This is a genomic window from Natronolimnohabitans innermongolicus JCM 12255 (genome assembly GCF_000337215.1).
Classification (GTDB): domain Archaea; phylum Halobacteriota; class Halobacteria; order Halobacteriales; family Natrialbaceae; genus Natronolimnohabitans; species Natronolimnohabitans innermongolicus.
Window position 1 is genome coordinate 70,309 of the sequence record NZ_AOHZ01000044.1, and the last position, 22,932, is coordinate 93,240.

18 protein-coding genes and 2 tRNA genes are annotated in these 22,932 nt (G+C 65.0%); 9 read left to right on the top strand and 11 right to left on the bottom strand.

Going from position 1 to position 22,932, the window contains the following annotated elements; all coding sequences use genetic code 11:
* From rpoB to C493_RS09790, 3 genes are read right to left on the bottom strand one after another with little or no spacing between them, the layout of a single operon-like run.
* Entirely contained in the window at positions 1-1,830 is a 1,830-nt protein-coding gene (gene rpoB, locus C493_RS09780; protein WP_007259267.1) for a DNA-directed RNA polymerase subunit B, read from the bottom strand.
* A 6-nt stretch (positions 1,831-1,836) separates the two neighbouring features.
* Positions 1,837-3,411, bottom strand: a complete 1,575-nt coding sequence (locus C493_RS09785) for a DNA-directed RNA polymerase subunit B'' (protein WP_007259268.1) — start codon at positions 3,409-3,411, stop codon at positions 1,837-1,839.
* On the bottom strand, positions 3,412-3,639 hold the full coding sequence (locus C493_RS09790; RefSeq protein WP_007259269.1) for a DNA-directed RNA polymerase subunit H: 228 nt from the start codon (positions 3,637-3,639) through the stop codon (positions 3,412-3,414).
* A gap of 314 nt (positions 3,640-3,953) precedes the next feature.
* On the opposite strand from C493_RS09790, the gene C493_RS09795 reads away from it, so the two are divergent.
* The 4 genes from C493_RS09795 to C493_RS09815 all read left to right on the top strand — a co-directional run bounded on the left by C493_RS09795 (position 3,954) and on the right by C493_RS09815 (position 7,462).
* Positions 3,954-4,026, top strand: a tRNA-Asp gene (locus C493_RS09795).
* Between the two features lie 514 nt (positions 4,027-4,540).
* Positions 4,541-4,613: transfer RNA gene (locus C493_RS09805), tRNA-Asp, on the top strand.
* A 226-nt stretch (positions 4,614-4,839) separates the two neighbouring features.
* Positions 4,840-5,280 (top strand): group I intron-associated PD-(D/E)XK endonuclease, encoded by a 441-nt coding sequence (locus C493_RS09810; RefSeq protein WP_007259270.1) that lies wholly within the window; start codon positions 4,840-4,842, stop codon positions 5,278-5,280.
* 79 nt (positions 5,281-5,359) lie between these two features.
* Positions 5,360-7,462: a bacterio-opsin activator domain-containing protein gene (locus tag C493_RS09815; protein WP_007259271.1), complete on the top strand. Its 2,103-nt coding sequence runs from the start codon at positions 5,360-5,362 to the stop codon at positions 7,460-7,462.
* 787 nt (positions 7,463-8,249) lie between these two features.
* Here C493_RS09815 and C493_RS09820 read toward each other — a convergent pair.
* From C493_RS09820 to C493_RS09835, 4 genes are all read right to left on the bottom strand, one after another.
* Positions 8,250-8,996, bottom strand: coding sequence for a protein-L-isoaspartate O-methyltransferase family protein (locus tag C493_RS09820; RefSeq protein WP_007259272.1), 747 nt, complete (start codon positions 8,994-8,996; stop codon positions 8,250-8,252).
* A 123-nt stretch (positions 8,997-9,119) separates the two neighbouring features.
* Positions 9,120-9,785, bottom strand: coding sequence for a protein-L-isoaspartate(D-aspartate) O-methyltransferase (locus tag C493_RS09825; RefSeq protein WP_007259273.1), 666 nt, complete (start codon positions 9,783-9,785; stop codon positions 9,120-9,122).
* Between the two features lie 294 nt (positions 9,786-10,079).
* Positions 10,080-10,745 carry an HVO_0476 family zinc finger protein gene (locus C493_RS09830; protein ID WP_007259274.1) on the bottom strand — a complete coding sequence of 222 codons (666 nt, stop codon included), beginning with the start codon at positions 10,743-10,745 and terminating at the stop codon, positions 10,080-10,082.
* A 214-nt stretch (positions 10,746-10,959) separates the two neighbouring features.
* Positions 10,960-11,919, bottom strand: a complete 960-nt coding sequence (locus C493_RS09835) for an aminopeptidase (RefSeq protein ID WP_007259275.1) — start codon at positions 11,917-11,919, stop codon at positions 10,960-10,962.
* A 125-nt stretch (positions 11,920-12,044) separates the two neighbouring features.
* Here C493_RS09835 and C493_RS09840 point away from each other — a divergent pair, with 125 nt between their 5' ends.
* Positions 12,045-12,974: a phosphatase PAP2 family protein gene (locus C493_RS09840; RefSeq protein WP_007259276.1), complete on the top strand. Its 930-nt coding sequence runs from the start codon at positions 12,045-12,047 to the stop codon at positions 12,972-12,974.
* Between the two features lie 29 nt (positions 12,975-13,003).
* On the opposite strand, the gene C493_RS09845 is transcribed toward C493_RS09840, so the two are convergent.
* The 4 genes from C493_RS09845 to C493_RS09860 all read right to left on the bottom strand — a co-directional run bounded on the left by C493_RS09845 (position 13,004) and on the right by C493_RS09860 (position 17,805).
* A complete protein-coding gene (locus C493_RS09845; RefSeq protein WP_007259277.1) occupies positions 13,004-14,272 on the bottom strand; it encodes a cation:proton antiporter regulatory subunit in 1,269 nt (422 codons plus the stop codon).
* Entirely contained in the window at positions 14,269-15,591 is a 1,323-nt protein-coding gene (locus C493_RS09850) for a hypothetical protein (protein ID WP_007259278.1), read from the bottom strand. Before C493_RS09850 ends, C493_RS09845 begins: the two co-directional genes overlap by 4 nt.
* Positions 15,592-15,730: 139 nt before the next feature.
* Positions 15,731-17,170 carry a M26 family metallopeptidase gene (locus C493_RS09855; RefSeq protein ID WP_007259279.1) on the bottom strand — a complete coding sequence of 480 codons (1,440 nt, stop codon included), beginning with the start codon at positions 17,168-17,170 and terminating at the stop codon, positions 15,731-15,733.
* A 134-nt stretch (positions 17,171-17,304) separates the two neighbouring features.
* Entirely contained in the window at positions 17,305-17,805 is a 501-nt protein-coding gene (locus C493_RS09860) for a hypothetical protein (protein ID WP_007259280.1), read from the bottom strand.
* Between the two features lie 75 nt (positions 17,806-17,880).
* On the opposite strand from C493_RS09860, the gene C493_RS09865 reads away from it, so the two are divergent.
* The 4 genes from C493_RS09865 to C493_RS09880 all read left to right on the top strand — a co-directional run bounded on the left by C493_RS09865 (position 17,881) and on the right by C493_RS09880 (position 22,929).
* Complete coding sequence (locus C493_RS09865) at positions 17,881-18,990, top strand: ATP-binding protein (protein WP_007259281.1); 1,110 nt, start codon at positions 17,881-17,883, stop codon at positions 18,988-18,990.
* A 158-nt stretch (positions 18,991-19,148) separates the two neighbouring features.
* The gene (locus C493_RS09870; protein WP_007259282.1) at positions 19,149-19,985 is read left to right on the top strand and encodes a DUF7310 family coiled-coil domain-containing protein; all 837 of its coding nucleotides are present in this window, start codon (positions 19,149-19,151) and stop codon (positions 19,983-19,985) included.
* Positions 19,982-20,893: a DUF7311 family protein gene (locus C493_RS23630; RefSeq protein WP_007259283.1), complete on the top strand. Its 912-nt coding sequence runs from the start codon at positions 19,982-19,984 to the stop codon at positions 20,891-20,893. Before C493_RS09870 ends, C493_RS23630 begins: the two co-directional genes overlap by 4 nt.
* Positions 20,894-20,988: 95 nt before the next feature.
* Positions 20,989-22,929 carry a type II/IV secretion system ATPase subunit gene (locus tag C493_RS09880; protein WP_007259284.1) on the top strand — a complete coding sequence of 647 codons (1,941 nt, stop codon included), beginning with the start codon at positions 20,989-20,991 and terminating at the stop codon, positions 22,927-22,929.
* Positions 22,930-22,932 lie beyond the last annotated feature (3 nt).

The window sequence follows — 22,932 nt, forward strand, 5'->3', positions numbered from 1 at the left end:
TTAGACGGCGTCTGCCAGTTCCAGTCGCGGTGCGATACCCAGGGCCTTCATCTCGTCTAACAGGAGCTTGAAGGCGTAGCTCATCTCGATCTCGTGGATATCAGTCTCTTCGTCGCAGTTCGGACAGTAGACGCGCCGTTGTTCGACGTTCTCGACCGCGCTCATCCCACACTGTCCGCAGACGTGGATGAACTCGCGGTCGGACTCGTCTAGCAGCCGTTCTTTCAGCGTCATCGCCGCACCGTGGCCGATGAACACGTCCCGTTCCATCTCCCCGATACGGAGACCACCTTCGCGGGCGCGACCCTCCGTGGGCTGGCGGGTCAGCACCTGCACCGGCCCGCGCGAGCGGGCGTGGAGCTTGTTCGAGACCATGTGGTAGAGCTTCTGGTAGAAGATGACGCCCACGAAGATTTCGGCCTCGATCTTCTCGCCGGAGATCCCCGAGTACATGACCTCCTTACCCGCGGAGTTGAAGCCGGCATCCTCGAGTCCGTCGCGGAGTTTCGACTCGTCCTCGCCGAGGAACGGCGTCCCGTCGACACGTCGCCCTTCCATCGAGCCGAGTTTGCCGCCGATCATCTCGAGGATGTGTCCGACGGTCATCCGCGAGGGCAGCGCGTGCGGGTTGAGCACGAGGTCGGGGACGACGCCCTCCTCGGTGAAGGGCATGTCCTCCTGGGGTGCGAGGTGGCCGATGACACCCTTCTGGCCGTGGCGGGAAGCGAACTTGTCCCCGAGTTCGGGGATCCGCTCGTCGCGCACGGAGACCTTCGAGAGCTTCGAGCCGTCCTCGCCTTCCATCAGCGTGACGGTGTCGACGACGCCCGATTCGCCCGAGCGCATCGTCACGGAGGTCTCGCGGCGCTTCTGCGGCGAGAGTCCGCCCATGTCGTCCGGCTCTTCCAGGAATCGCGGCGGGCTCGTCTTTCCGAGCAGGACGGAGTTTTCGTCGACTTCCGTCTCCGGATTGACGAGGCCATCCTCGTCTAAGTGGTTGTACGCTTCCTCACCGCGGGCGCCGCGGACGTCCTGGCTCGGGATCTCGAAGCGGTCCTCCTGACCGCCGGGATAGCGTCGTTCCTCGCCCTCGTAGGTTCGGAAGAAGTGCGAACGGGCGAGGGCGCGCTCGACGCTCGCTTTGTTCATGACCAGCGCGTCCTCGATGTTGAACCCTTCGTAGCTCATCACGGCGACGACGAAGTTCTGCGCGGCGGGCCGTTCGTCGTAACCGATCTGCTCTGTCGTCTGGGTCTTGACCATCGAGAGCTGCGGGTAGTGCAGCAGGTGCTGGCGCGTGTCCGGCCGGATGCGGTAGTTAGCCGAAGGAAGCCCCAGCGACTGCTTGATCATCCCCGCGCCCATCGTAATACGCGGCGAGGCGTTGTGTTCGGGGTAGGGAATCATCCCCGCACCGATCGAGAAGATCAGCGACGGGTCGATCTCGAGGTGCGTGTGCTTTTCGGTGAGGTGTTCTTCGTCGACGGCGACGAGGATGTCCTCTTCCTCCTCGGCGTCGATAAACTCGACGTAGCCGTGGTCGACGAGATCCTCGAACTCGAGGTCGCCGTCCTCGACCGCCTCGAGTTCCTGCTGGGAGATCCGCGGCTCGCCGTCCTCGACGACCAGCAATGGCCGCCGTGCGCGACCGGCGTCGGCGTTGACGATAACTTCGCGCGTGCGCTCTTTCACGGAGACGTTGACCATCTCGGATACGTCGCCGATACGTCGCGCTTCGCGGATCTGTTCTGCTAGTTTGTGCGGGTCGGGGTGTGTCCCCACCAGCGACCCGTTGACGTACACCTTGGCGTCTCGTTCTTGGCTGCTCATGGATTGTTAGTCGTCTGCGGTCGATCGTTCGATGCCCTCGAGGCCCGGAATCCCCTCGACGCCCATCGATGCCAGTTCGCGTTTGAGTGCCTGTTCGTCCTCGACGTTCTGGGAGAGCTCCATCGACTGCGCGAAGTTCTTCACCAGCCCACAGTTCGGCCCCTCCGGCGTCTCGGAGGGCCCGATGCGACCCCACTGGGTCGCGTGCAGGTCCCGCGCCTCGAAGTGGGGCTGACTGCGCGAGAGCGGACTGCGCAGTCGGCGCAGGTGCGAAAGCACTCCCATGAAGTCCGTTCGGTCGACGAGCTGGGAGACGCCGGAGCGGCCACCCACCCAGTTGCCCGTCGCGATCGGATGCTCGAGTCGCTCGGTCAGGACGTCGGATCGAACGACGGTCGAGACCGAGAGGTTCCGGTTTCGCATGTTGGCGCGCTCGAGTTGGTACTTCACGTCCCGCGCCAGCTTGTTCAGCGCGGTTCGGAACAGGTCCCTCATGAGGTCGCCGCTGACCTTCAGGCGCTTGTTCGCGTAGTGGTCCTTGTCGTCGGAGTCACGGCGTCCCAGCGCGAGTTCGAAACACGCCTCGGCCATCCGACAGAGGTAGTGTGCCTTGTTGATTCGGACGTCCTCCTCCTCGACGCCGTCCTCGTGGAGGTGTGGCAGGAGGTACCGATCGATGACGTAGTTGGCCCGCTTGAGCTGGTAGTTTTTCCCCTGACCGGAGGCGACGCGCTTTCCGAGCGTCTCGATCGCTTCTTCCTCGGTCTGGACCTCGGCCGCCTCGAGGTTTTCGAGCATGTACTTGACGACCTCGGGGTCGTTCGAGACCTTGTGGACGATCTCTTCGTCGGACTCGAGTCCGAGCGCGCGTACGAGGGTGACGAAGTTGATCGATCCCGACACGGAGGGGAACGAGACCTCGAGCAGGCCGTCGCGTGTTCGTTCACAGAGGACGAGCGCGCGGTAACCACGGCGCTGCGAGAAGGTCTTCGCGACCTGGATCTCGTCGCCGTACTTGGTGTCGTACTCCGCGAGGATCTTGTTCGGTGCGAGGTCCTCGCTCGTCATCAGCACGCGCTCGGAGCCGTTGACGATGAAGTAGCCGCCGGGGTCGGCGGGGTCCTCGCCGATCTCGACGAGTTCCTCGTCGGAGAAACCGGCGATGTTACACTTCTCGGAGCCGACCATGATCGGCATCCGGCCGATCTTCGTCTCCGTCGAGTCGACGACGCGCTGGTCGCCTTCCTCGCCCTTGACGATCGACATCTCCATGAAGACGGGCGCGGAGTAGGTGATGTTACGGAGCCGCGCCTCCTGCGGGTAGAGCAGTTCTTCGGAGCCGTCGGCCTCCCGAACGCGGGGCGTGACGACGCGGACGTCACCGAGTTCGACGTGAACCGGCTCTTCGCCTTCCTTGTCGCCGATGTCCGTGTCGATCGTCTCCTTCTCGTCGACGACCTCCTGCATCCCCCGATTCAGGAAGGCGTTAAACGAGCGGTAGTGGTGTTCGGCGATCCGTTCCTTCGAGAAGTACTCGCGCGAGATTTCGCGTCGTTTTTCGCGTGATAGGTCCACTGACATTTATTCCACCACGAGTCGGTATACGACGGCCTGATCGGTTGTCCGTGAGTTCCGAACGATCTTGATGACGTCGCCGATCTCCGCCTCGTCGGGCAAGGCGGAATCGTTGCGCTTGATTTTGGGCAGGTCTGTGCGATCGATATCGTACTCCTCGAGGACCTCCTCCAGAGTGTCCTCGTCGAGTACGGAGTGATCCGGGACGAGTTCGTGTTGGCTTACGTCTACCATGTGTTGAAGTTGGTGTGCGTGTCGGCTACCGGGAGAGAAGCGGCTGTCACGAGATACTACAGCCAGATACCGCCGGCACGCATTTAACGGTTACTAACTCGATCCAGAAGCGTGGCTACTCGACCGCGGCGACCTTGACCGAAGGCGCCGATCACGTCTGTGGATACCGCAGTATCAGTTATATTCCTTGTGGAGAGTGGTGCTGTGTGACACGGATCGCTCGAGGCGCCGCCCTGTCCCGATTTCCCCTACCACACGGCTATCGATTGGAAAGCCTTAATACTCCGAGCGGGAAACGATGAGTTGCGTTGGAAGCCCGGATGGTGTAGTGGCCCATCATACAACCCTGTCACGGTTGTGACGCGGGTTCAAATCCCGCTCCGGGCGCTTNGTGTAGTGGCCCATCATACAACCCTGTCACGGTTGTGACGCGGGTTCAAATCCCGCTCCGGGCGCTTTCTGCTGACGTCAACCACGTGTGAGGAGCGTCGCGACGAACGAGTGGCGCCGTCAGCAAAACGCCGATGAGGGATTTGAAAACAACGAGCCGCAGGCCCGGAACGGCGCGAAGCGCCGCACGCCCGGACCGTCTCCGCCGGGTTCAAATCCCGCTCCGGGCGCTTCTTCGATGTTAAATTCGCGAGCAACGGTTGTATCCGTCGCGAAATCCTCGAGAGTGAAAAGCGGTCGCAAAGAGATTTGGTCGTGGAGTAGCGCGAACGCGGTGAACGAACCGACCGAAGTTCGGACCCCGCCCAAGCGTTTTCTCGGAATCTATAGCTGTCTTGTGTAGTAAACTTCCATCTGCGAGCGAACCGCCGTCGGAATAGTAACTCGAGTGAACAATATCCAGAACACAACCCTTAATACTTCGAGCGGGAAACGGTAAGTTGCGTTGGAAGCCCGGATGGTGTAGTGGCCCATCATACAACCCTGTCACGGTTGTGACGCGGGTTCAAATCCCGCTCCGGGCGCTTNGTGTAGTGGCCCATCATACAACCCTGTCACGGTTGTGACGCGGGTTCAAATCCCGCTCCGGGCGCTTTCTGCTGACGTCAACCACGTGTAAGGAGCGTCGCGACGAACGAGTGGCGCCGTCAGCAAAACGCCGATGAGGGATTTGAAAACAACGAGTTGTCGCGAACTCGAGCAAACCCAGCGAGACGAAGGTTTTTATCGGATACCGCGGCCAAATCGCGTATGTCTAACTCGAAGGAAACTGGCGACAGGACCGAGTCCAAAGCGCTCACGAGACTTATCGAGTGTGGCTACAGCGTTTCGATTCCGTTCGGAGACAACGACAAGTACGACCTGATCGTCGACGACGAGGCGGCGCTTTACCGATTACAGTGCAAGACGGCGTGGTCGAACAAGGAACAGACGATACGGTTCAATACTCATTCCCAGACGACGAGAGGTGGTGACTATTACGAACAGACCTATCGCGGAGCGACCGACGCGTTCTTCGTATACTATCCGGGAAACGAACGGTTCTACTGGATCGATGCTGCGGTTGCGACCGAACAGAAGATGGAGCTACGCTTCGAATCGGAAATCGACCACCCCGCGATAAACTGGGCAGAAACGTACGAATTCACCGGAACGATTCCCCAGTCGTCGAGCGAGAACCACGGTTCGTAGACGGTGTCGGCTGACAGACAGAGCACTAATTATTTAGCACCGACCCGTTTTGCATCCCATAGCACCACACGTGTCTCGAATGACGAATCCGATCACCGTTCTCGTCGTCGACAACGAGCCGGGATTTGCCGACCTCGCCGGCGAGATGCTCGAGCGCGAGCGGGACGAAATCGTCGCCGAGTCGGCGACCAGCGCCGGAGCGGCGCTCGAGATCATCGACGACCGCCAGATCGACTGTATCGTCAGCGATTACGAGATGCCGAGGATGACCGGCCTCGAGTTTCTGGAACGCGTCCGAGAGGACGATCCCGACCTCCCCTTTATTCTGTTTACCGGGCGCGGATCCGAGGAGATCGCAAGCGAAGCGATCGCGGCGGGCGTTACGCAGTATCTACAGAAGGAATCCGGCGAGGAGCAGTACGCCCTGCTGGCGAACCAGATCACGAACGCGGTCTCCCAGTACCGGACCGAAACGGAACTTCGCGAGAGCGAGCGCCGCTACGAGCGAACGCTGACGACGCTGCACGAAACGACCCGGGATCTGATGCGCGCTGGCACGAAACGAGAAATTTACCGCTCGGCGGTCGAGACGGCGGGCGAGATTCTCGACGTCCCGATCGCCGCGGCGTACGCGTTCAACCCCACGGAGGCGGCCCTGGAGCACGCCGCCTCGACGCGAGAGTCTCGAGAGCTCGTCGATCCGGAGATGGACTTCGACCAGGGGGAAGGACACGTCTGGGAGGTCTTCTCGGAAGGGGAAAGCGCCTACTACGAGGACGTCACGCGCGACGCGGAAGCGAAGACGTTGAGCCGGAGCGAGCTGATCGTTCCGCTCGGCACTCACGGCGTCCTGGTCGCGGGAACCGAGGACGTCGACGGCTTCGACGAGACGATGACGGAGCTGTTGCACATTCTGGCGGCGAACACGGAGGCGGCGTTGGATCGGGCCGAACGCGAACAGTTACTCCGTGAACACGATCGGACGCTCACGCAGCAGAACGAAGAGCTCACGCGGCTCAATCACACGAACGAGATCGTCCGGGAGATCAACCACGGCGTCGCACAGGCATCGACGCGATCGGAGATCGAGACGACGGTCTGTGAACGGCTGGCCGACACCGAGCGGTATCGATTCGCCTGGATCGCCTCGAGCGACGACGATCCGCCCGAGCCGACGGCCTGGGCCGATATCGACGCGGCGTTCATCGATCGGATCCGAGACGACGGGAAACAGGCGCCGGAACTCCGACTCGCCGAAACGACCCTCGAGGAGGGTCGCGTCCAGGTCGTTCGGAACGTCCTCGAGGCCGACGGCTGGGATCGGCGGCGAAAAGAAGCGTTGACGTACGGCTACCAGACGATTCTCGCGGTTCCGGTGACGGATACCGAGCGCGCCTACGGCGTCTTACTGGTCCACGTAACCGGCGTCAACTCGATCGGCGACGGCGAACTCGAGGTCCTCGCCGAACTCGGCGAGACGATCGGCCACGCGATTCATTCCGTCGAGCGAACGCGCGCGATGCTGACGGACAGTCGACTCGAGCTCGAACTCGCGGTCAGCGATTCTCGGCTCCTCTTGAATCGGTTCGCCGACCGGACCGAGGGCGCGGTGACGATCGAGGGGGTGATCGAGCGAGACGACGAACTCGTCGTCTTCGTGAGCGCGCCGGAGACGGCCGATCTCACCCCGCTCGAGGAGTGGGCGTCGATCGAGAGCGTCTCGGTCGTCTCGGAGGGAGAAGACGAGCTACTGGTCGAGTTGACGGTCACCTCGTCGCCGTTTCTGGAGACGTTGCGAAGCTACGACGTGGGGCTCAAGACCGCGACAGCTCGAAACGGGACGACGACCGTCGTCGTAGAGCTCCCCCAGCAAGTCGACGCCCGGTCGCTCATCGAGGCACTCCGCGAGGGGTATCCCGAGACGGAACTAGAGGCCAGACGCGAAACCGCGAGTTCGCCCTCGGCTCGCCAGCTCGATACGCACCTCGAGGAGCGATTGACCAGCAAACAGTTCGAGGCCCTGCAGGCGGCACACTACAGCGGCTTCTTCGAGTGGCCGCGGGAAAGTACCGGAGCGGATCTCGCCGACGCGCTCGGCGTCTCGTCCCCGACGTACCAGTATCACCTTCGTGCGGCCGAACGCAAGCTCGTGACGCTGGCGTTCGACGGGAGTTCTAAATAATTAGAGTGCTTGTTTCTGATCTGCTACACAGTTAGAAGACACCCTTACTTATCGCTGCTCCGTACCCGTAAGTGGCGATCTGCGATAGCCTGTCGCCACCCCCAATCCCCCCACCCCCCACTTTTCCCCCGAACGCTCGTCTCCGAGCGGTTGCTACGGTCGAGTCGAACGACGGTGCCGAATCGATCCCTCGAGACGACCGAAATTCGTCGACCGATTCGATCGTAGCGGTACCGCGATCGGCGTGCAAGGCGAGTCGTTCAGCTCCGCCCGTCCGCCGTTGGCGTCCGCGGTCGACTTCGCCAGTCGTCTCGGAACACGGTCCCGTACGAATCTTACAGCCAGTTCACCGCGCGTGCGTGATTCGTCGCGGGTGAGCGGGAGCCGCGATCTGACCGTCTGAACTGGTGTCGACCGACGGGTAGTGGTCGCCGCGTTCGCCGCGCCCGAATCCGATTTGATTGAACTGCAGCACCTCTCGTTGCCCAGCAGTGGTTCTAAATAATTAGTGCACCAATGCCGTTCGTCACTAATTGATTAGAAGATATATTTACCCAACCGAACACCGTAGCCATAATTGGCGATCTGCGATAGCCTGTCGCCACCCCCAATCCCCCCACCCCCCCACTTTTCCCCGAGCGACCGCGAGGAGTATGTAGCCAAACCGGAAGAAACGGTTAGTCCGGTAGACGTTCGATCTCGAGAGGCGTCTGAGACGAACCACTTCCGACATAACGGCATGGCTGTCGATCGACGGCTCGCCGTCTCGTCGCCACAGCGGCGCGTCTCAGTTGGATCCGACCGACTCCCACTCGATCCACTCCTGTTCCCATCCGCGGCGGGATTCGGCGCGTCGTACCGCGTGCTCGCGGTCCTCACGAGCCATTCGATTGCGTTCGATCGCGCCCGACTGTTCGCCCTCGACCAGTAACGGATCGAACGAGACGGCGTCCGTCCGCGTCCGGTCGCCGTCCGCGGAAACGGCCTCGAGTCGCTGTCGGTGCGTCCCGCGAGGAAAGACCAGTCGACCGTCGTCGGTCAGTTGCTCGAGGAGCGCCCGCGGCGGATCGACCGCGGCGGCCTCGAGGAGGATTCGATCGAACGGGGCGTACTCGGGGAGCCCCTTCGCGCCGTCGCGGCGGTCGACGAGCACGCCGCCGTAGCCGGCACGGTCCAGGTTCTGGCGGGCTTCGACGACCAGTGGTCGGGAAATGTCGACGGCGTGAACGCTGGCTTCGCCGACGATTTCGGCGACGACGGCCGCCGTGTATCCGACGCCGGCGCCGACGACCAGCACGTCGTCGTCGGGGGTAAGGTCGAGCGCCTGAAGCAGTCTGGCGACGGTGCTCGGGGCCAGCACGCGCGTTCCGAACAGTTCGTGTTCCCGGTCGGCGTAGGCCGACCGCTCGTCGTCGACGAACTCGTGGCGCGGGACGTCGCGCATCGCCACGGCGACGGTTTCGTCGTCCAGCACGTCCTTGGCTGGGGACTCGAGGCCGTCGACCATGTCCTCTCGCAGTACCGCGGGGTCCATACCCGGAGTATCGCTCCGGTAGGTATCAATGCCGCGCTTGCGTTGAATCGGCCGAACCGTCGTCCGTTCGACGGTAGTACGGCACGACGGGACGGCTCCAATCGGAGTTTCGTCGTCGGTACACTACCCCCGAATCGCCACGAATCGGACGCCGCCGTGTTCGGTCCGCTCGAGGCGTCCGTCCTCGCGTTTCGTCGCCTCGACGAGCGTCTGGAAGCCGGTGCCGATCGGCACGAGGAGCGTACCGCCGGGGCGGATCTGTTCGACGACGGGGTCGGGGAATTCGGCCGCCGCACAGGTGATGTAGGCCGCGTCGTAGGGTGCGTGTTCGGGCCAGCCCTCGCGGCCGTCGCCGGTTCGAACGGCCACGTCCTCGTAGCCGACGGCCGCGAGTTGTTCGCGGGCTTGCTCGGCGAGGGCCTCGCCGTACTCGACGGTGTAGACGTTCTCGGCGCCGACGAGTTCGGCGGTGACCGCAGCGTGATAGCCACACCCCGTGCCGACCTCGAGAACTTCGTCGCCGGGCTCGAGCGACAGTTCGTCGCCCATGATCGCGACCATGTGCGGGGCGCTGATGGTCTGGCCGTCGCCGATCGGCAGCGGGCGATCCTCGTAGGCGCTGCGTCGACGATCGGGCGGCACGAACTCGTGGCGCGGGACCGCCGCCATGGCCTCGAGGACTCGCTCGTCGTCGATACGGGCGGAGAGCCCCTGAACCATCCGTTCCCGGGCCGCCTCGAAGTCGTCGGGATCGGAGCCGGAATCGTCGTCGCGGAACCGATCGAACATACTCGAGGCTACGCGCTCGCCGCCAATAGGCTGTGGGGCGCAGTAGAATCGGTTCAATTGTGCGGCACGTGCCAATTGTCGTAGTCGCGTTCGCCACTCGGCGACGAGAACGCCACGAAAGCCCCTGCTGGAGTCCGGTCGATAGCAGCCGCTTTTAGTCCCACCCGGATCGGATGACTGGTTGAGCCACCGCGGGTGGGGCTTTCGTGGTATATATAGAAATCGTTCCGATAGCACAAGCCCGAACGCCACGTCGAGGGGAAGTATAGAACTCGGTTACGGCGGCGACGATACCTACCAGGCAGACCAGGCGCTGGTCTGCTGGTCGTAAGCGTAGACGCGCTTGGTGTCCTTTGCGAAGACCACGTCGCCGTCCATCTCGTAGCGGTCGCGGTGGTAGCCGGAGGCGTCGTCGCGGACGACGAAGGCGTCGATTTCGATTTCGTCGTCGCCGAACTCCTCGATCTCGCCGACCTCGAACTCGTAGTCGCCGGGGACGTGGACCGTAATCGAGCGGCTGTCGTTTTTCGAGCCGTCCTGGGGGTGGACGGTGACGTTGACCGCGACGTTGTCGACCTCGCGGGTCCAGACGGTTTCGACGTCCTCGGCGGCGGCCTCCTCGCGGCGCTTCTGTCCGTCGAGTTCGACGCTGGTCACGCGAACCGTCGAGAGCACCTCGTCGGTCTCGAGGATGAACTCGTCGCCGACTTCGATCGTCTCGTCTTCGGGCGTCGTCACGTTCGCCGTGAAGGATTCGCCCTCCTGGGAGACGACGACGTCGAGCGTTACCTCGCGTTCCCGTTCTGGTTGGACCTTGTGGACGTGGCTGCACTCGCTACATCGGACGGTGACGGTTCCGCCGCCCTCCGTCGCCGTCAGTACCTCGTGTACCGTCTCGAGGTCCGGCGAACAGGACGGACAGGAAACCGGGATCCGGTCCGGAATGTCGGAATCGTTCATAATACGGCCTAGACGCTACGTACCTAAAAGGCGATTGGACCGAGCGTGTGGGTGACAGCGGGGCACACGACGCGGCGTCTCGTCTCCGTCGACCGTCGATACCGACCGGTCTCGGAATAGCGACGAGACCCTTACGCCGACCGACTACAGTAGCCACTGAAACGAATCACACACCGTTCGCGATGCTGTCCGGCGATTGGGTGTGCATCGACTCTCAGTGGCTACTGGACGCTTCCGGAAGCGCGAGTTCCGTGCCGTCGGCGTACACCGTCGGATTCCGGAGAATGCCGTCGAGGTGGATCGGCGCCTCCGTTTCGCCGCCGATTCCCGCGTTGTCGCCGATGGCGATGTGGACCGTTCCGCCGGCTTTCTCGTCTAAGAGGACGGAGCCGACGAGTTCCGTAACGGCCACGTTCGTGCCGATTCCGAGCTCCGCGAGGTTGTACGCGGCGTCGCCGACGTCCTCGGCCGCTCCCTCGACCGTCTCGCGGATTTCGTCGTCCGAGACGTGCGTGACGAGACCGTCTTCGACCTCGAAGGTGAGCTCCTGTCCGTCCTCGAGCAACCCGTGGGGACGTATCGTCCCGTCGACGACGAACGTCCCGTCCGCGGTCTCGGGGCTGACGAACACCTCGCCGGCGGGCAGGTTCGACATCCGGCCGGGTTCGTGGACGATACCGGTGTCCGAGAGCCACTCGCGGTCGCCGATGCCGAACGTGATGTCGGTTCCGGCGGGCGTCGTCACGCGGATCTCGTCGGCCCCGTCGACCTGTTCGCGGACGTCCTCGCAGTGGGCGGCGATCGACTCGTAGTCGGCCTCGAGTCCGGTCGTAAACACGTCCTCGGTGATCCCCGGGAGCGTCGCGACGCGGGCGCCGGCGTCGTTCGCGTCGGTTCGGGCGCGGGTGTGGCTCAGGCTCTTCGTCGTCGGTGCGAGCACGACGTCCGCGCCGGCCATCGCCGCCGCGACCGGCTCGGGCGGCTCGCTGCCGTGGGTCTCGCCGGGCGGATAGCGGACGATCACCGCATCGTCGGTAACCTCGCTTGCGACCTCGTAGATCGCCTCGCCGATCGGTTCGCGTTCGTCGTCGGTGACAACCGCGCAGGATTCCGTCCCCTCCAGCGCGAGACACTGCCGAACGGCGGTCTCGGCTGCACTCCGGAGTGCTGACATAGGCGTATCTGTACGGGGGCGTCCCGAAAGCTATTGCCCTTGACGATTCGATGCTCGGAGAGTCTGGACTGCACGGAGCCCGCCAACAGTGTTTTGGGAGCGGCTTTCGACCGTTCAGAGAACGGATGGCACGGGGTGTTCTCGAGGACGCGTTGTTCGACGAATCGACCAACGAGGCGATCAGAGACGCGCTGCCGGAGGCCGCGATTACTGCTTTCGAATACGTCACGCATCTCGGCGACGGTGCGACGCTGATCGTCTTCGCGACGCTGTTGTACTGGTTCGGCGCCGAGTCGCGCCGCGAGCAACGGGCGCTCGTGATCGCGATCGGGCTGGGCGCGCTGGCGATCAGCGCCGGCATGAAAGGGATCTTTCTGCGACCGCGGCCCGAACTCGCCGGCGGCTACGGTGGGTACAGCTTCCCGAGCGCGCACGCACTCGGCGGTGCCGCCTTCTACGGTGCACTCGCGGTCGTCGCCGACACCGGGACGCGACGACAGCGGTACGTCGCGGCCGGAACGGTCATCGCTCTCATCGCAGTCTCTCGTGTCGTCATCGGCGTCCACTACGTTGGCGACGTCGTCGTCGGCGTCGCGATCGGACTCGCGTTCGTCGCGCTCGTCGTCCGCGGCGACGATTCTGAACCAGGGACGATTTTCGGTCTCGCAGGCGTTATCGCGGTGCTCGCGTTCGCTCTCGGCTCGAGAGAGTTCACGACGATGACGATCGGCGCGGCGGTCGGTGCGACGCTCGCCTGGCAGTACGTTGCGGGACGGACGACGGAACCTCGGGGCGCCGCGATCGTCCTGCTCGCCGCGCTCTGCCTGCCCGTCGTGTTCGTACTCCGTGCGATTCCCGTCGTCTGGCCGGCCCATCCGCTCGTGGCGGGTCTCGAGATCGTCGGCTACGCGATCGCGACGGCGGCCGTCCTCGTCGTTCCGATCGTCGCCGACCGAATGAACGACTGGCCGGCGGTCGTCTGGCTACAGGATCGACTCCCCTTCAGCGGGCGGACGATCGACCGCGAACAGGAGTCGATCGGGACGAACGAGTGAGACGAAACGCGAGTTCGACTCACGTTCGATCACGCCGCCTGCCCCTCATCAACCGCTGTATCGCCGGGAGAATCCGACGCTGGCTCTCCTACCGGTCCGTCGAGTTGGTCGGGCGTTCCGAAGACGTAGAGCGTGTCGCCCGCCTCGAGCGGTTCGTTGTCCGCCGGTAGCGACAGTACGTCCTCGCCCCGGCCGATCGCCAACACGGTTCCCGGCACCCAGCCGGCGAACTCGCTCTCGAGGGGACCGTCGGACTCGACCGTTCGAACGGCGACCGTCTCGTCGGCGCTGCGGATCGCAGCGACGAGGGCGTAACCCGTACTCGGCTCCGCCGGACGCGTCGTGAGTCGGTACCGGCCGCCGGCTGTGAGCGAGTCGGCGTCGTCGGCGTCGACGACGAGCGTCACGGTCGAATCGGTGCTCGCACGGAGCGTTCCCGTCGCGACGTACTGCGTCGATTCCGATCCGGTCGTCCAGACCTCGACCGGATCGCCGGCGCTCGCTTTCGACGGCGGATCAGCGGCGACCGCAACGGCGACGCAGTTCGGTCCCAGCGTCGGGCCGATGCCGTCGCGTCGGCCGCCGACCGTGAGCGTTTCTACGTCACCGGCTGCCGATAACTCGGCGCTGACGTAGCCGATCCCGAAGTCGACCTCGAGGCGTCGCTCGAGTCGAGCGCGCAGTTCCGTCGGCGAACAGTCGTTCGGGAACCGGAGCCGTCGCCCCGCGAGGTCGCGTTTGACCCCCTCGTCGACGGACGGATACCCTTCGGCGTCGTCGATCGAGTCCGGAAGGGAGAGTGTCACCGAGAGTCCCGCGGAGCGAACGAGATCCGCGACCGAGCCGGCGGCGTCGACGCGGCGGACGCCGAGCGCACCGCAGGCGAGGTGATCGCCCAACCGTCGGCCGCCGACCGCCGCGACGGTCCCCGCTGCGACGACGCCGAGCAGAAAGAGCCCGGAAGTGTAGTGGACCAGCGGCGAGTCGGCGACGACCTCGCCGTGGACGACGGCCCGATAACTGAGCCAGCCCGCCGGCGGCGCGAGACCGAACAGAACGGCGCCGCCGACGGGGAGTTCGCGAGCGGTCACCGCTCGGTAGCCGCCGGACAGCGCGAGCGCGCTCGCACCCGCGAGCAGCCCGTACCCGAGGATACCGAGCAACGCGACTCGAGTCCACTCGACCGTCGCCTCGTCACCGAACGCGTCACCGTTCTGGATCGGCTCGGCTGCGAGCACGGCGAGCGACTCGAGGGTGAGCGCTGAACCGAACAGAGCAGCGGACAGCTGATCGATCATCGGCCTGCCTCCGTTCGCTGTCGGTCGGGCTCGTCCGCCCGATACTCGAGAACCGTCCCGTCGTCTCCGAGGAGAATCGCCTCGGTTCCGACCGTGATCGCGTCCGGATCGGGGTCGAACGTCCAGTCGATGCTGTCCGTCGACGAGGTCGTCGCCGTCCCGTCGCTCGGTTCATTGTCGCAGATCGTCTCCCCGCGGGTCGTTTCGCCACGGTTTGTCCCCCCGCGGGACGTCCCTGCCCCGCGAACGGCGACGATCCTGAGCGCTGAGTCGTCGTCCTCGACGGCGTCCACGATGGCGTCGGTCACGGTGGCCGTCCGAATCGCCGTTCCGTCGCGCTCGAGCAGCGATATCGCCTCCAGTTCGGGAGTCGTTTCGCCCGGCGTCGCGACGACGCCGACGTGATCGGCCTCGAGGAGCGCCTCGGCGTCCGTCGTCGGGACGGCGATCGTGAGTCGTCCCTCACCGCCGGCCGACGGTGCCGACGGAAGCGATGGCGTGACGCCGCTTGCGGCTGTCGTAGCGGCGCCACCGTCTGCAACCACCGTCTCGCCGTCGGTCGTGCTCACGACGGTCCCGGCGACCGATTCCGAGTCGGTCACCGCGAGCACGTCGTCACCCGGGCGCAGTCCGGTCGGTAAGAGCGCCGAGACGGAAACCGCCCGCCACCCCTCCGGAACGCGCCTCGAAACGCCGCTCGACGGCGGCGCGACCGTAATCGTCGCCCGGCCTCGAGGGTCGACGGTGACCGACGCGGCCTCGAGGTCGTACGTCGTCCGTAGGCGGTCCTCGAGTCGAACCTCGAGTTCCGAGAGCGGGAGATCCGCCGGCAGCCGCCACGCATCCGTCTCGAGTGCGGTTCGAAGTGACGGATCGAGCGGCGGATAGCCCTCGAACGCGCTGACGTCGCCGTCGGCGCGGATCGTCACCTGCCCCATCGCGTCGACCGCATCGATCGCATCGGCCGAGAGCGTTCGGCCGCGCTCGAGAGGCAGCGACCGTTCGAGGGGCAGTTCGGTCGCGAGTCGCCAGCCGAGTCGGCCGGCGAATGCACCGATTGGAGCGACGACGAGAAGCGCCGTCACGAGCCGAACCGTCTCGGCCGACAGCGGGTCGACGTCGAAGACGCCGATGCTGTATCCGGTGACCACCGCGAGTGCCAGTGCGATCGGAACGGACGCCGTGTGCGGTATCCGTCGTCGCGTCCCGTATCGGACGCCGATCGCCGCGACGGCGATGACGACTCCCGCCGGAACAGCGAGCAGTAGCCCGTACGAGGCTCCGAGTAACGATTCCGTTGCTACGGTATCGATATCCATGGTGTATCAGCGTTGTCTCGATCGATCGGTGAGTTCTGTCTCCGCGATTCGCACAGCGACCGCACGCTCGAAGGTCGGTCGAGACTCGATCGGTTCGACCCCGTCGCGTCGATCCGAGGGTGCTGATCGAGTACCACCCTCAGTACCTCCGTCGACGCTGTCCGTTCGATTCGTCCGGTTCGTCGCCTCCCAGCCGTCGATACGCGTAGAATCCGCTACCGGCGACGATCCCGAGCAAGAGGAGACCCAGGCCAGCCCAGAGCGTCGACATCGACAGGAGTCCGCCGTCGTCTGCGGAGTCGTCGGCACTCGTCTCCGACTCCGACTCCGGTTCCGGCGGTTCGGTCTGGACCTCGAGGTCGTAGACCGCCGCGGGAACGTTACGATCGTCCTCCCACCCGAGGCGAGGGTACGTTTCGGTTACCGTCCACGTCGAGTCGAAATCGAGGGTCGCATGTCTCGTCGCGTTCTCGCCGGTCAGTTCCCAGGGCTCGAGACCGCTCACGTCGTCCTGGTTCCCATCGTCGTCGTCGAACGCGTCGTGTTGGCCGGTCGCCTCGAGATCCCAGTAGACGTCTTCGACGATGCCGTCGGTGGTCGCGACCGCCGCGGCTACTCGTCGATCACCGTCGATCGTGCCGGCTGAGTAGGCATTCGACACGGTTCCGGCGTTCGAGCCGCCGATTCCGGCGACGTCCCGCTCACCCTCGACGGTCGCCAGAGAGTAGACCTGACTCACCGCACCGTCGTTCGTCCCGACGACGCCCGCGATACGCCGGTCGCCCTCGACCGTCCCGGCAGCGAATGCCGATCGGAGAGAACCCTGGTTGGTACCGATAACGCCGCCGATATCGCGTTCGCCGCCGACCGTGCCGACGAAGTACGACCGGTCGACCGCCCCGTGATTTTGGCCGATTAGCCCGCCGATCTCTCGATCGGTCGACTCGACGTCACCGACGACGCCCACGGCGCTGACCTCGCCCTCGTTTCGCCCGACGGCGCCGCCGATCCGTCGGTCGATTCCCTTGATCTCACCCGAAATCGAGACGTCTTCGACGACGCCCTCCTCGCCGTTTCGCCCGACGATGGCCCCGACCTCGCCGTCACCGACGATGCTGACGGTCTCCAGACTGACGTTCTTGATTTCGCCTTCGGAATAGCCGAACAGTCCGACGTACTCCTCGGAGGGCCGCGTAATATGGAGGTTCGAGATCGTATGATTCCGGCCGTCGAACGTTCCCGTAAGCGCGGCGTCGCGTCGGTCGCCGATCGGTTCGAAACCGGCACCACCCTCCCACGCGCTGGTCTCGCTCGCGTCGATATCGTTCCCGAGGACGTAATGAAACGCCTCGACGTCGAGTTCGTCTTCGCGGTAGGTCTCGAGGTCGTCGATCCGTTCTAGCTCCTCGACGGTGGTGACGACGAACGGATCCGCTTCGGTTCCGCTGCCGGCGAATCCGTCCCGCGGATCCGCCGCGGCGGCCCCGACCAGCCAGAGCGAGCCGACCGTAACGAGGACGGCGAGCAGGAGCACCCGCGAGACGCCTCTCGTCACGACGCGGTTCGACTGCTCAGGCATGGCCTCGTCCGTGAGTTATCCCTGGCTGGGCGGGTAGCTCCGAAAGCCGCCGGGCGATTCCGCTCGTCTCCAGCAGTGTGTCGCTCGAGTGGCAGAGGATGTCGGTGTGGTCCATGAGTGAAATCCGAATGCGATCAGTCGGCGGAGACGACGAGGATCCGCTCGTGCTCGCTGGCTTCGGTGTAGGAGCTGTCAGACGGCGGCTGGATTTCGAACTCGATGTAGCCCGAGTCCTGTCCCTGTGGGAGCTCAGGATCGACGTCAAACTCTGTTACTCCCTCTGCACCCGTTTCCTCAACGGTGTCTGAACCTGATTCGCCAAGGTTGGCGGTATCTCCGTTCGCATTCACTTGTGCCCCATCGACGCCGTTGCCGCTCTCGTCGACGACTTTCACCTCGAACGTCTCTCCCTCTTCGACTACGGCGTCGTCTTGAAAGTCGATCGTAATTTCCTCGTCGTTGAACTGATCGAGACCGTCGAGCATGGACATCATGAGCGCCATCGCGGCGACGCCGATGACGATCGCGATCACCAGCCGAATCGGAAGCCCCTCGATTGCCCGGTCGTCGTCACCGAAGTGGCGGACGGACCCGTCCCCTGACGACGTCTCAGCGTTCCGTCGCTTGCTACGCATGTCGCTATTAGTCGCGCCTTTTGACTTAAACCTTGGAGCGAAAATTATAATCTCGAGGAGGCCAGGATTAGGGCTGTGAGCTTCGTAATCGGCCGTGGCGAGGAGTCGGAAACGGGACTGGCGGGTCATCTCGGCCGGTACCGGGCGCTCGACGGGAGCGCAGGGGCGGACCTCTACCTCGATCTGGACGGCCCACACGCCATGCTCGTCGTCGGCAAACGCGGCTACGGGAAGTCGTACACGCTCGGCGTCATCGCCGAGGAACTCGCACGTTCCCCGGGTGTCGCGCCGGTGGTCGTCGATCCGATGGGCGTCTTCGAGACGCTCGCGGCGGACGCCGACGGCGACCCGGTTCCGACCGAGATCCGTTCGGCGCCGACGGTCACCCCGACCTCGCTCGATCCGCAGTCGTGGTGTGAGCTCCTCGATCTCTCGCCGGAGAGCGGCGCCGGCGGTCTGGTCTGGCAGGCCGCGGCAAACGCGACAACGATCGACGAGATGTGCGATCACGTCGACGCGACCGACGCCCCCGCGGTCGATACGCGCGCCGCCATCAACCACCTCGAGCTCGCCGCCTCCTGGGGCGTCTTCGATCCCAACGGCCTCTCGGCGAGCGAACTCGCGAGTTCGGCCGTCACGGTCGTCGACGTCTCCGGGCTCGAGGCCAGACCGATGAACGCCGTCTGCCGCGGCGTCGGCGAGGCGCTCTACCGGGCCCGCGTCCGCGAGACGATCGACCGGCTTCCGTGGTTGCTGCTCGACGAGGCCCACACGTTCTTCGACGGTGTCGCCGAACCGGCGCTCGAGCGAATACTTACGCGTGGGCGCGCGCCGGGAGTCAGTCTCGTCTCCGCGACGCAACGACCCAGCGCGGTGCCGCCGGTCGGCATTTCCCAGTCCGACGTGCTCGTGTCCCACCGGCTCACCGCCGAAGCCGACCTCGAGGCCCTCGAGCGCGCACGACCGACCTACATGAACGAGTCGCTGGAGACGCGGCTGCCGACCGAAGCGGGCGAGGTAGTGATCGTCGACGATGCGACGGAGACGATCCACGCTGCACGGATCAGACGGCGCCAGACGCCCCACGGCGGCGACAGCCCACGGGCGAGCGATTTCGTCGACGACGGCGCCCTCGAGACCGAAATCGAGACCGTGACCGGACCCCGAGATTCAGACCGCAGCTGACGGGCGGATCCAGACTGCAGCTGGCGGAAGGGCCTGGGGGACGCGGGACCGGGGACGGACTCACGGACGGAACCGCGTGTGGTCGCCCGCATGGGGACCGCAATCGATCGATCGAGGCGGTGTGGAATTTTAAATGATAACGGGGGCGAACATACACTATGTCTGATATCGACCGGATCGAGCACCGTCTCGCCGCCGTCGAACGAGCCGTCATCGACGGTGACTACGAGGTCGATGAGCTAGCGGAGCTAGCGACGCTTACGGAAACCGTCGAGCGACTCGAGGAGCGGATCGACGAGCAAGAGCGGCGACTGGCAACGCTCGAGGCGCAGACGGAGTCGGTGGCCGGCGTCGTCACGAACGTCGAGTCGGTCAACGAGACCGTCGAGCGACAGGCCGCCTCGGCCGTCGCGACGGTCGATCGCCTCGAGGAGCGGATCGACGATCTCGAGGGCGCGCTGGAAGCGGTCCGCCGGGAGACCGCCGAACGCGACGAGCGAGTCGCGCCGAGACCGAAGCGACTGCGGGCGGGCGCTGAGGGAGCGGCCGAGCCCGCGCGGGACCGCCGTCGGTCGCCGGATGTCGCGTCCGCGGAGGGGGACCGATCGGCCAGAAGAGACGAACCTGGAACGGCCGGCTCGGCCGAAGCGACCGGCGCAACGAACGCAGCCGAATCGCCCGAGGCCGCAGTTGCGTCGGTCGTCGGTAGCGACGACGGAAGTGGTTCCGGTGACGACGGGAGCTTCGAGTGGTGTGCAGACGAGTCGACAGCCAGCGGAGCGGCGACCCCAGATTCGGCGACCGAACCCGGTGCGGGCGCCCTGGCCGCGGCCGAACAGGGCTCAGTCGAGCGGGCGCTCGGCGAGCGTCGCGAAAGCGAGGGGACGAAAACGGCGTCCGCGACGGAGTCAACCGACGGCGAAGCGAACACAACGGAGGCCGCAACTGAAAGCGACGACGGCCTGCTCGCGACGGTTCGGGCGAAACTGTCGTGATTCGATACGTCCTCGTCGCCGTTCTGGCGGTCGCGCTCCTCGCGCTCTCGGTGCCAGCGATCAACTACGCGGCGACGGAGAACAGCGACCGACAGACGGTAAGCGAACTCGATTCGATCGAATCTGCAGCCGTCTCGCTGCTCGAGAACGAAGAGCTTCCCCCGGACGGCCAACAGCGACCGGTTCGAACGGTGACGGTCTCGCTGCCCGGCGATAGCCTGACGACGCAATCGGTCGACAGCGTCGAGATCGAACGCATAACTGAGGGGACGAGCCGCGTCACCTACACCGTCTCCGGCCGAAGTCAGCAACAGTTGACAATCGACGCACCGATCGTCTACCAGACCCCCTCTGAGAACCGGTCGATCGAACTCGGCGGTGGCGGCGACACCGAACTCGAACTCGCACTCGCCGAAGACCCTCACGGCGAACGTGTCGTCGTCGCCACCCACGACGGAAAGGTAGAAACCGAGCCGCCGGAACCGGCGTCGTTCGACGTCGAGATCGTCGGGACGAACGATCCGGTCGAGGCGGGCGATCCGATCGAGGTCACTGTCGCCGTCGCAAACACCGGCGACGAGGTCGATACGCAGTCGATCGACCTCGCGATCGATGGCATCCGCTCGGACGCGGAATCGATCGCGGTCGAACCGGGCTCGGAATCCACGGTGACGCTCAGCGCCGACACGGAGGTGGGTGACCCATCCTGTTCCGGGACCCGAATCCAGTTGCCAATTATCGGTGAGCTCTGTCTGGGCGACTGGGAATCGGAGTCGGTAGCCGACGCCACACACGAGGTGACGGTCTCGAGCAACGAGACGATCGACGAAACCGACGTGACGGTCTCGAGCAACGAGACGATCGACGGGAGTGAGAGCGCAGGTGCGGGCGCGGCGGTGGCGCCCTGACCCCGCATCCGCCACGAGAGCAGGCCGAGCCGTCGCCTTGATCGGTTCGCTCGCCCGCGTATAGATTTAAACCCGATCGGGAACCCAATAGCCACATGTCTACGGGTGGCGTCCCACGTTCGCTTCGGGGAATCGTCGAGGAGTTGGGGCTCGAGGAGGTCCTCGACGGAATTCTCCCGTCGGAACCCGACGCGGGGTGTGCGTGTGAGACGGCGTTCGACGAGGACGTCCTCGCGGTCGATGCGACCGACTGTGACGGAAGCCTCGAGAGCGCACCAGCCTGTCGTCGGACCGTCATCGAGCGACTGAAACAACGGGACGCGACGGCGATCACCGTTCGCTCGAACGGCCTCGAGTATCAGTACGGCGAGCGAGGGACGGCGCTGCTCGCGGCGGCCGGACGATTCATCGAACTGCTCGGCGACCGCGACGAGCGACTCGCCGAGGCGGCTGCGACCGATCCACTGGCGGTGGCCGAGGAGGTGCGGACGCGCGTTGGACCGATCGCCGACGTGGGCGTCGAGTCCGGACTGACGGAACTCGGCTCGGAGATCGACGATTACGGAGACGTGCTGACGCCGACGGTCGGCCTGACGATCGCCTACTACTACGTCGATCAGACGATCGCCGACGGCGCGCGACTCCGGGACGTAACCGACGTCGAGACCGGAAGCGAAGTCCGAATCTACGATCGACCCGACGACGTCCCGCTCTACGCGCTCGACTTGCTCGATCTCACGGTAGACGATCTCGAGCGCGAGATTCTCATCGACGGCTACGAGGCGATCGCCGAGGGACACGTCGACGGTGAGCGGGCACCGTCACGAGCGATCGAACGCGTCACGTCGGAACCGGTCGATCCGATGCTGACGTCGATCCTCGCAAAACACACGAACGGCTACGGGGTCCTCGAGGATCTCTTCGCCGATCCTCGGGTGTCCGACGTCTACGCCACGTCGCCGGTCGAGAACAACCCGATTCGGGTCGTCGTCGACGGCGAATCGATGGCGACGAACATCGAGTTGACGCCGAAAGGGGCTAAAGCGCTGGCCTCTCGCGTCCGACGAACGAGCGGCCGGGCGTTCTCGCGGGCGAACCCGACCGTCGATGCGACGGCCGACCTTCACATCGGAACGGATCTCCGGATCGCCGGCGTTACGGATCCCGTTTCGAAGGGGACGGCGTTCGCGTTCCGAGAGCAAGCCGACGACCGGTTTACCCTACCGGGGCTCGTCGCCAACGGAACGATGACCGACGAGGTCGGCGCGTTTCTCTCCGTCGCCGTCGAACGAAACGCGGCGGCCCTCGTTGCGGGAACCCGCGGCGCGGGGAAGACGACGCTGTTGGGAACGTTGCTGTACGAACTGTCTCCGGGGACGCGAACGGTTGTTATCGAAGACACGCCCGAACTCCCCGTCGAGTCGCTCCAGTCGGTTGGCCGTGACGTACAGTCGCTGCGAACTGGCACCGGCGAGGGGCCCGAGATCACGCCGGCAGCGGCGCTCAGAACAGCACTTCGGCTCGGGGACGGTGCGCTGGTCGTCGGCGAAATCCGCGGCGAGGAGGCGTCGGTCCTCTACGAGGCGATGCGCGTCGGCGCCAACGCCAACGCCGTACTCGGGACGATTCACGGCGACGGTGCCCACGACGTCTTCGAACGCGTCGTCTCCGACCTCGAGGTCCCGCCCTCGTCGTTCGGGGCGACGGATCTGGTCGTTACGGTCCAGGCCTTCGAGACGACCAACGGACGCGAGCGGCGAGTGGCACGCATCGAGGAGGTGATCGGCTCGGGCGACGAGATCCGGTTCGAACCGCTGTACGAGATGGGGGCCGAACGGGCGGAACCGACCGGCCGGATCGACCGCGGCGAGAGTCGCTTCGTCGACGCAATCACCGGTCCCGACGAGGAGTACGCCGACATTCGCCGCGAGATCGAGCACCGACGCCGCCGACTCGCCGCGCTCTCGAGCGACGGTCGAACCGCGCCGGACGAGGTCGCGCGAGCCTACGCCGACCGATCCCAGGACAGTGAGTAACCG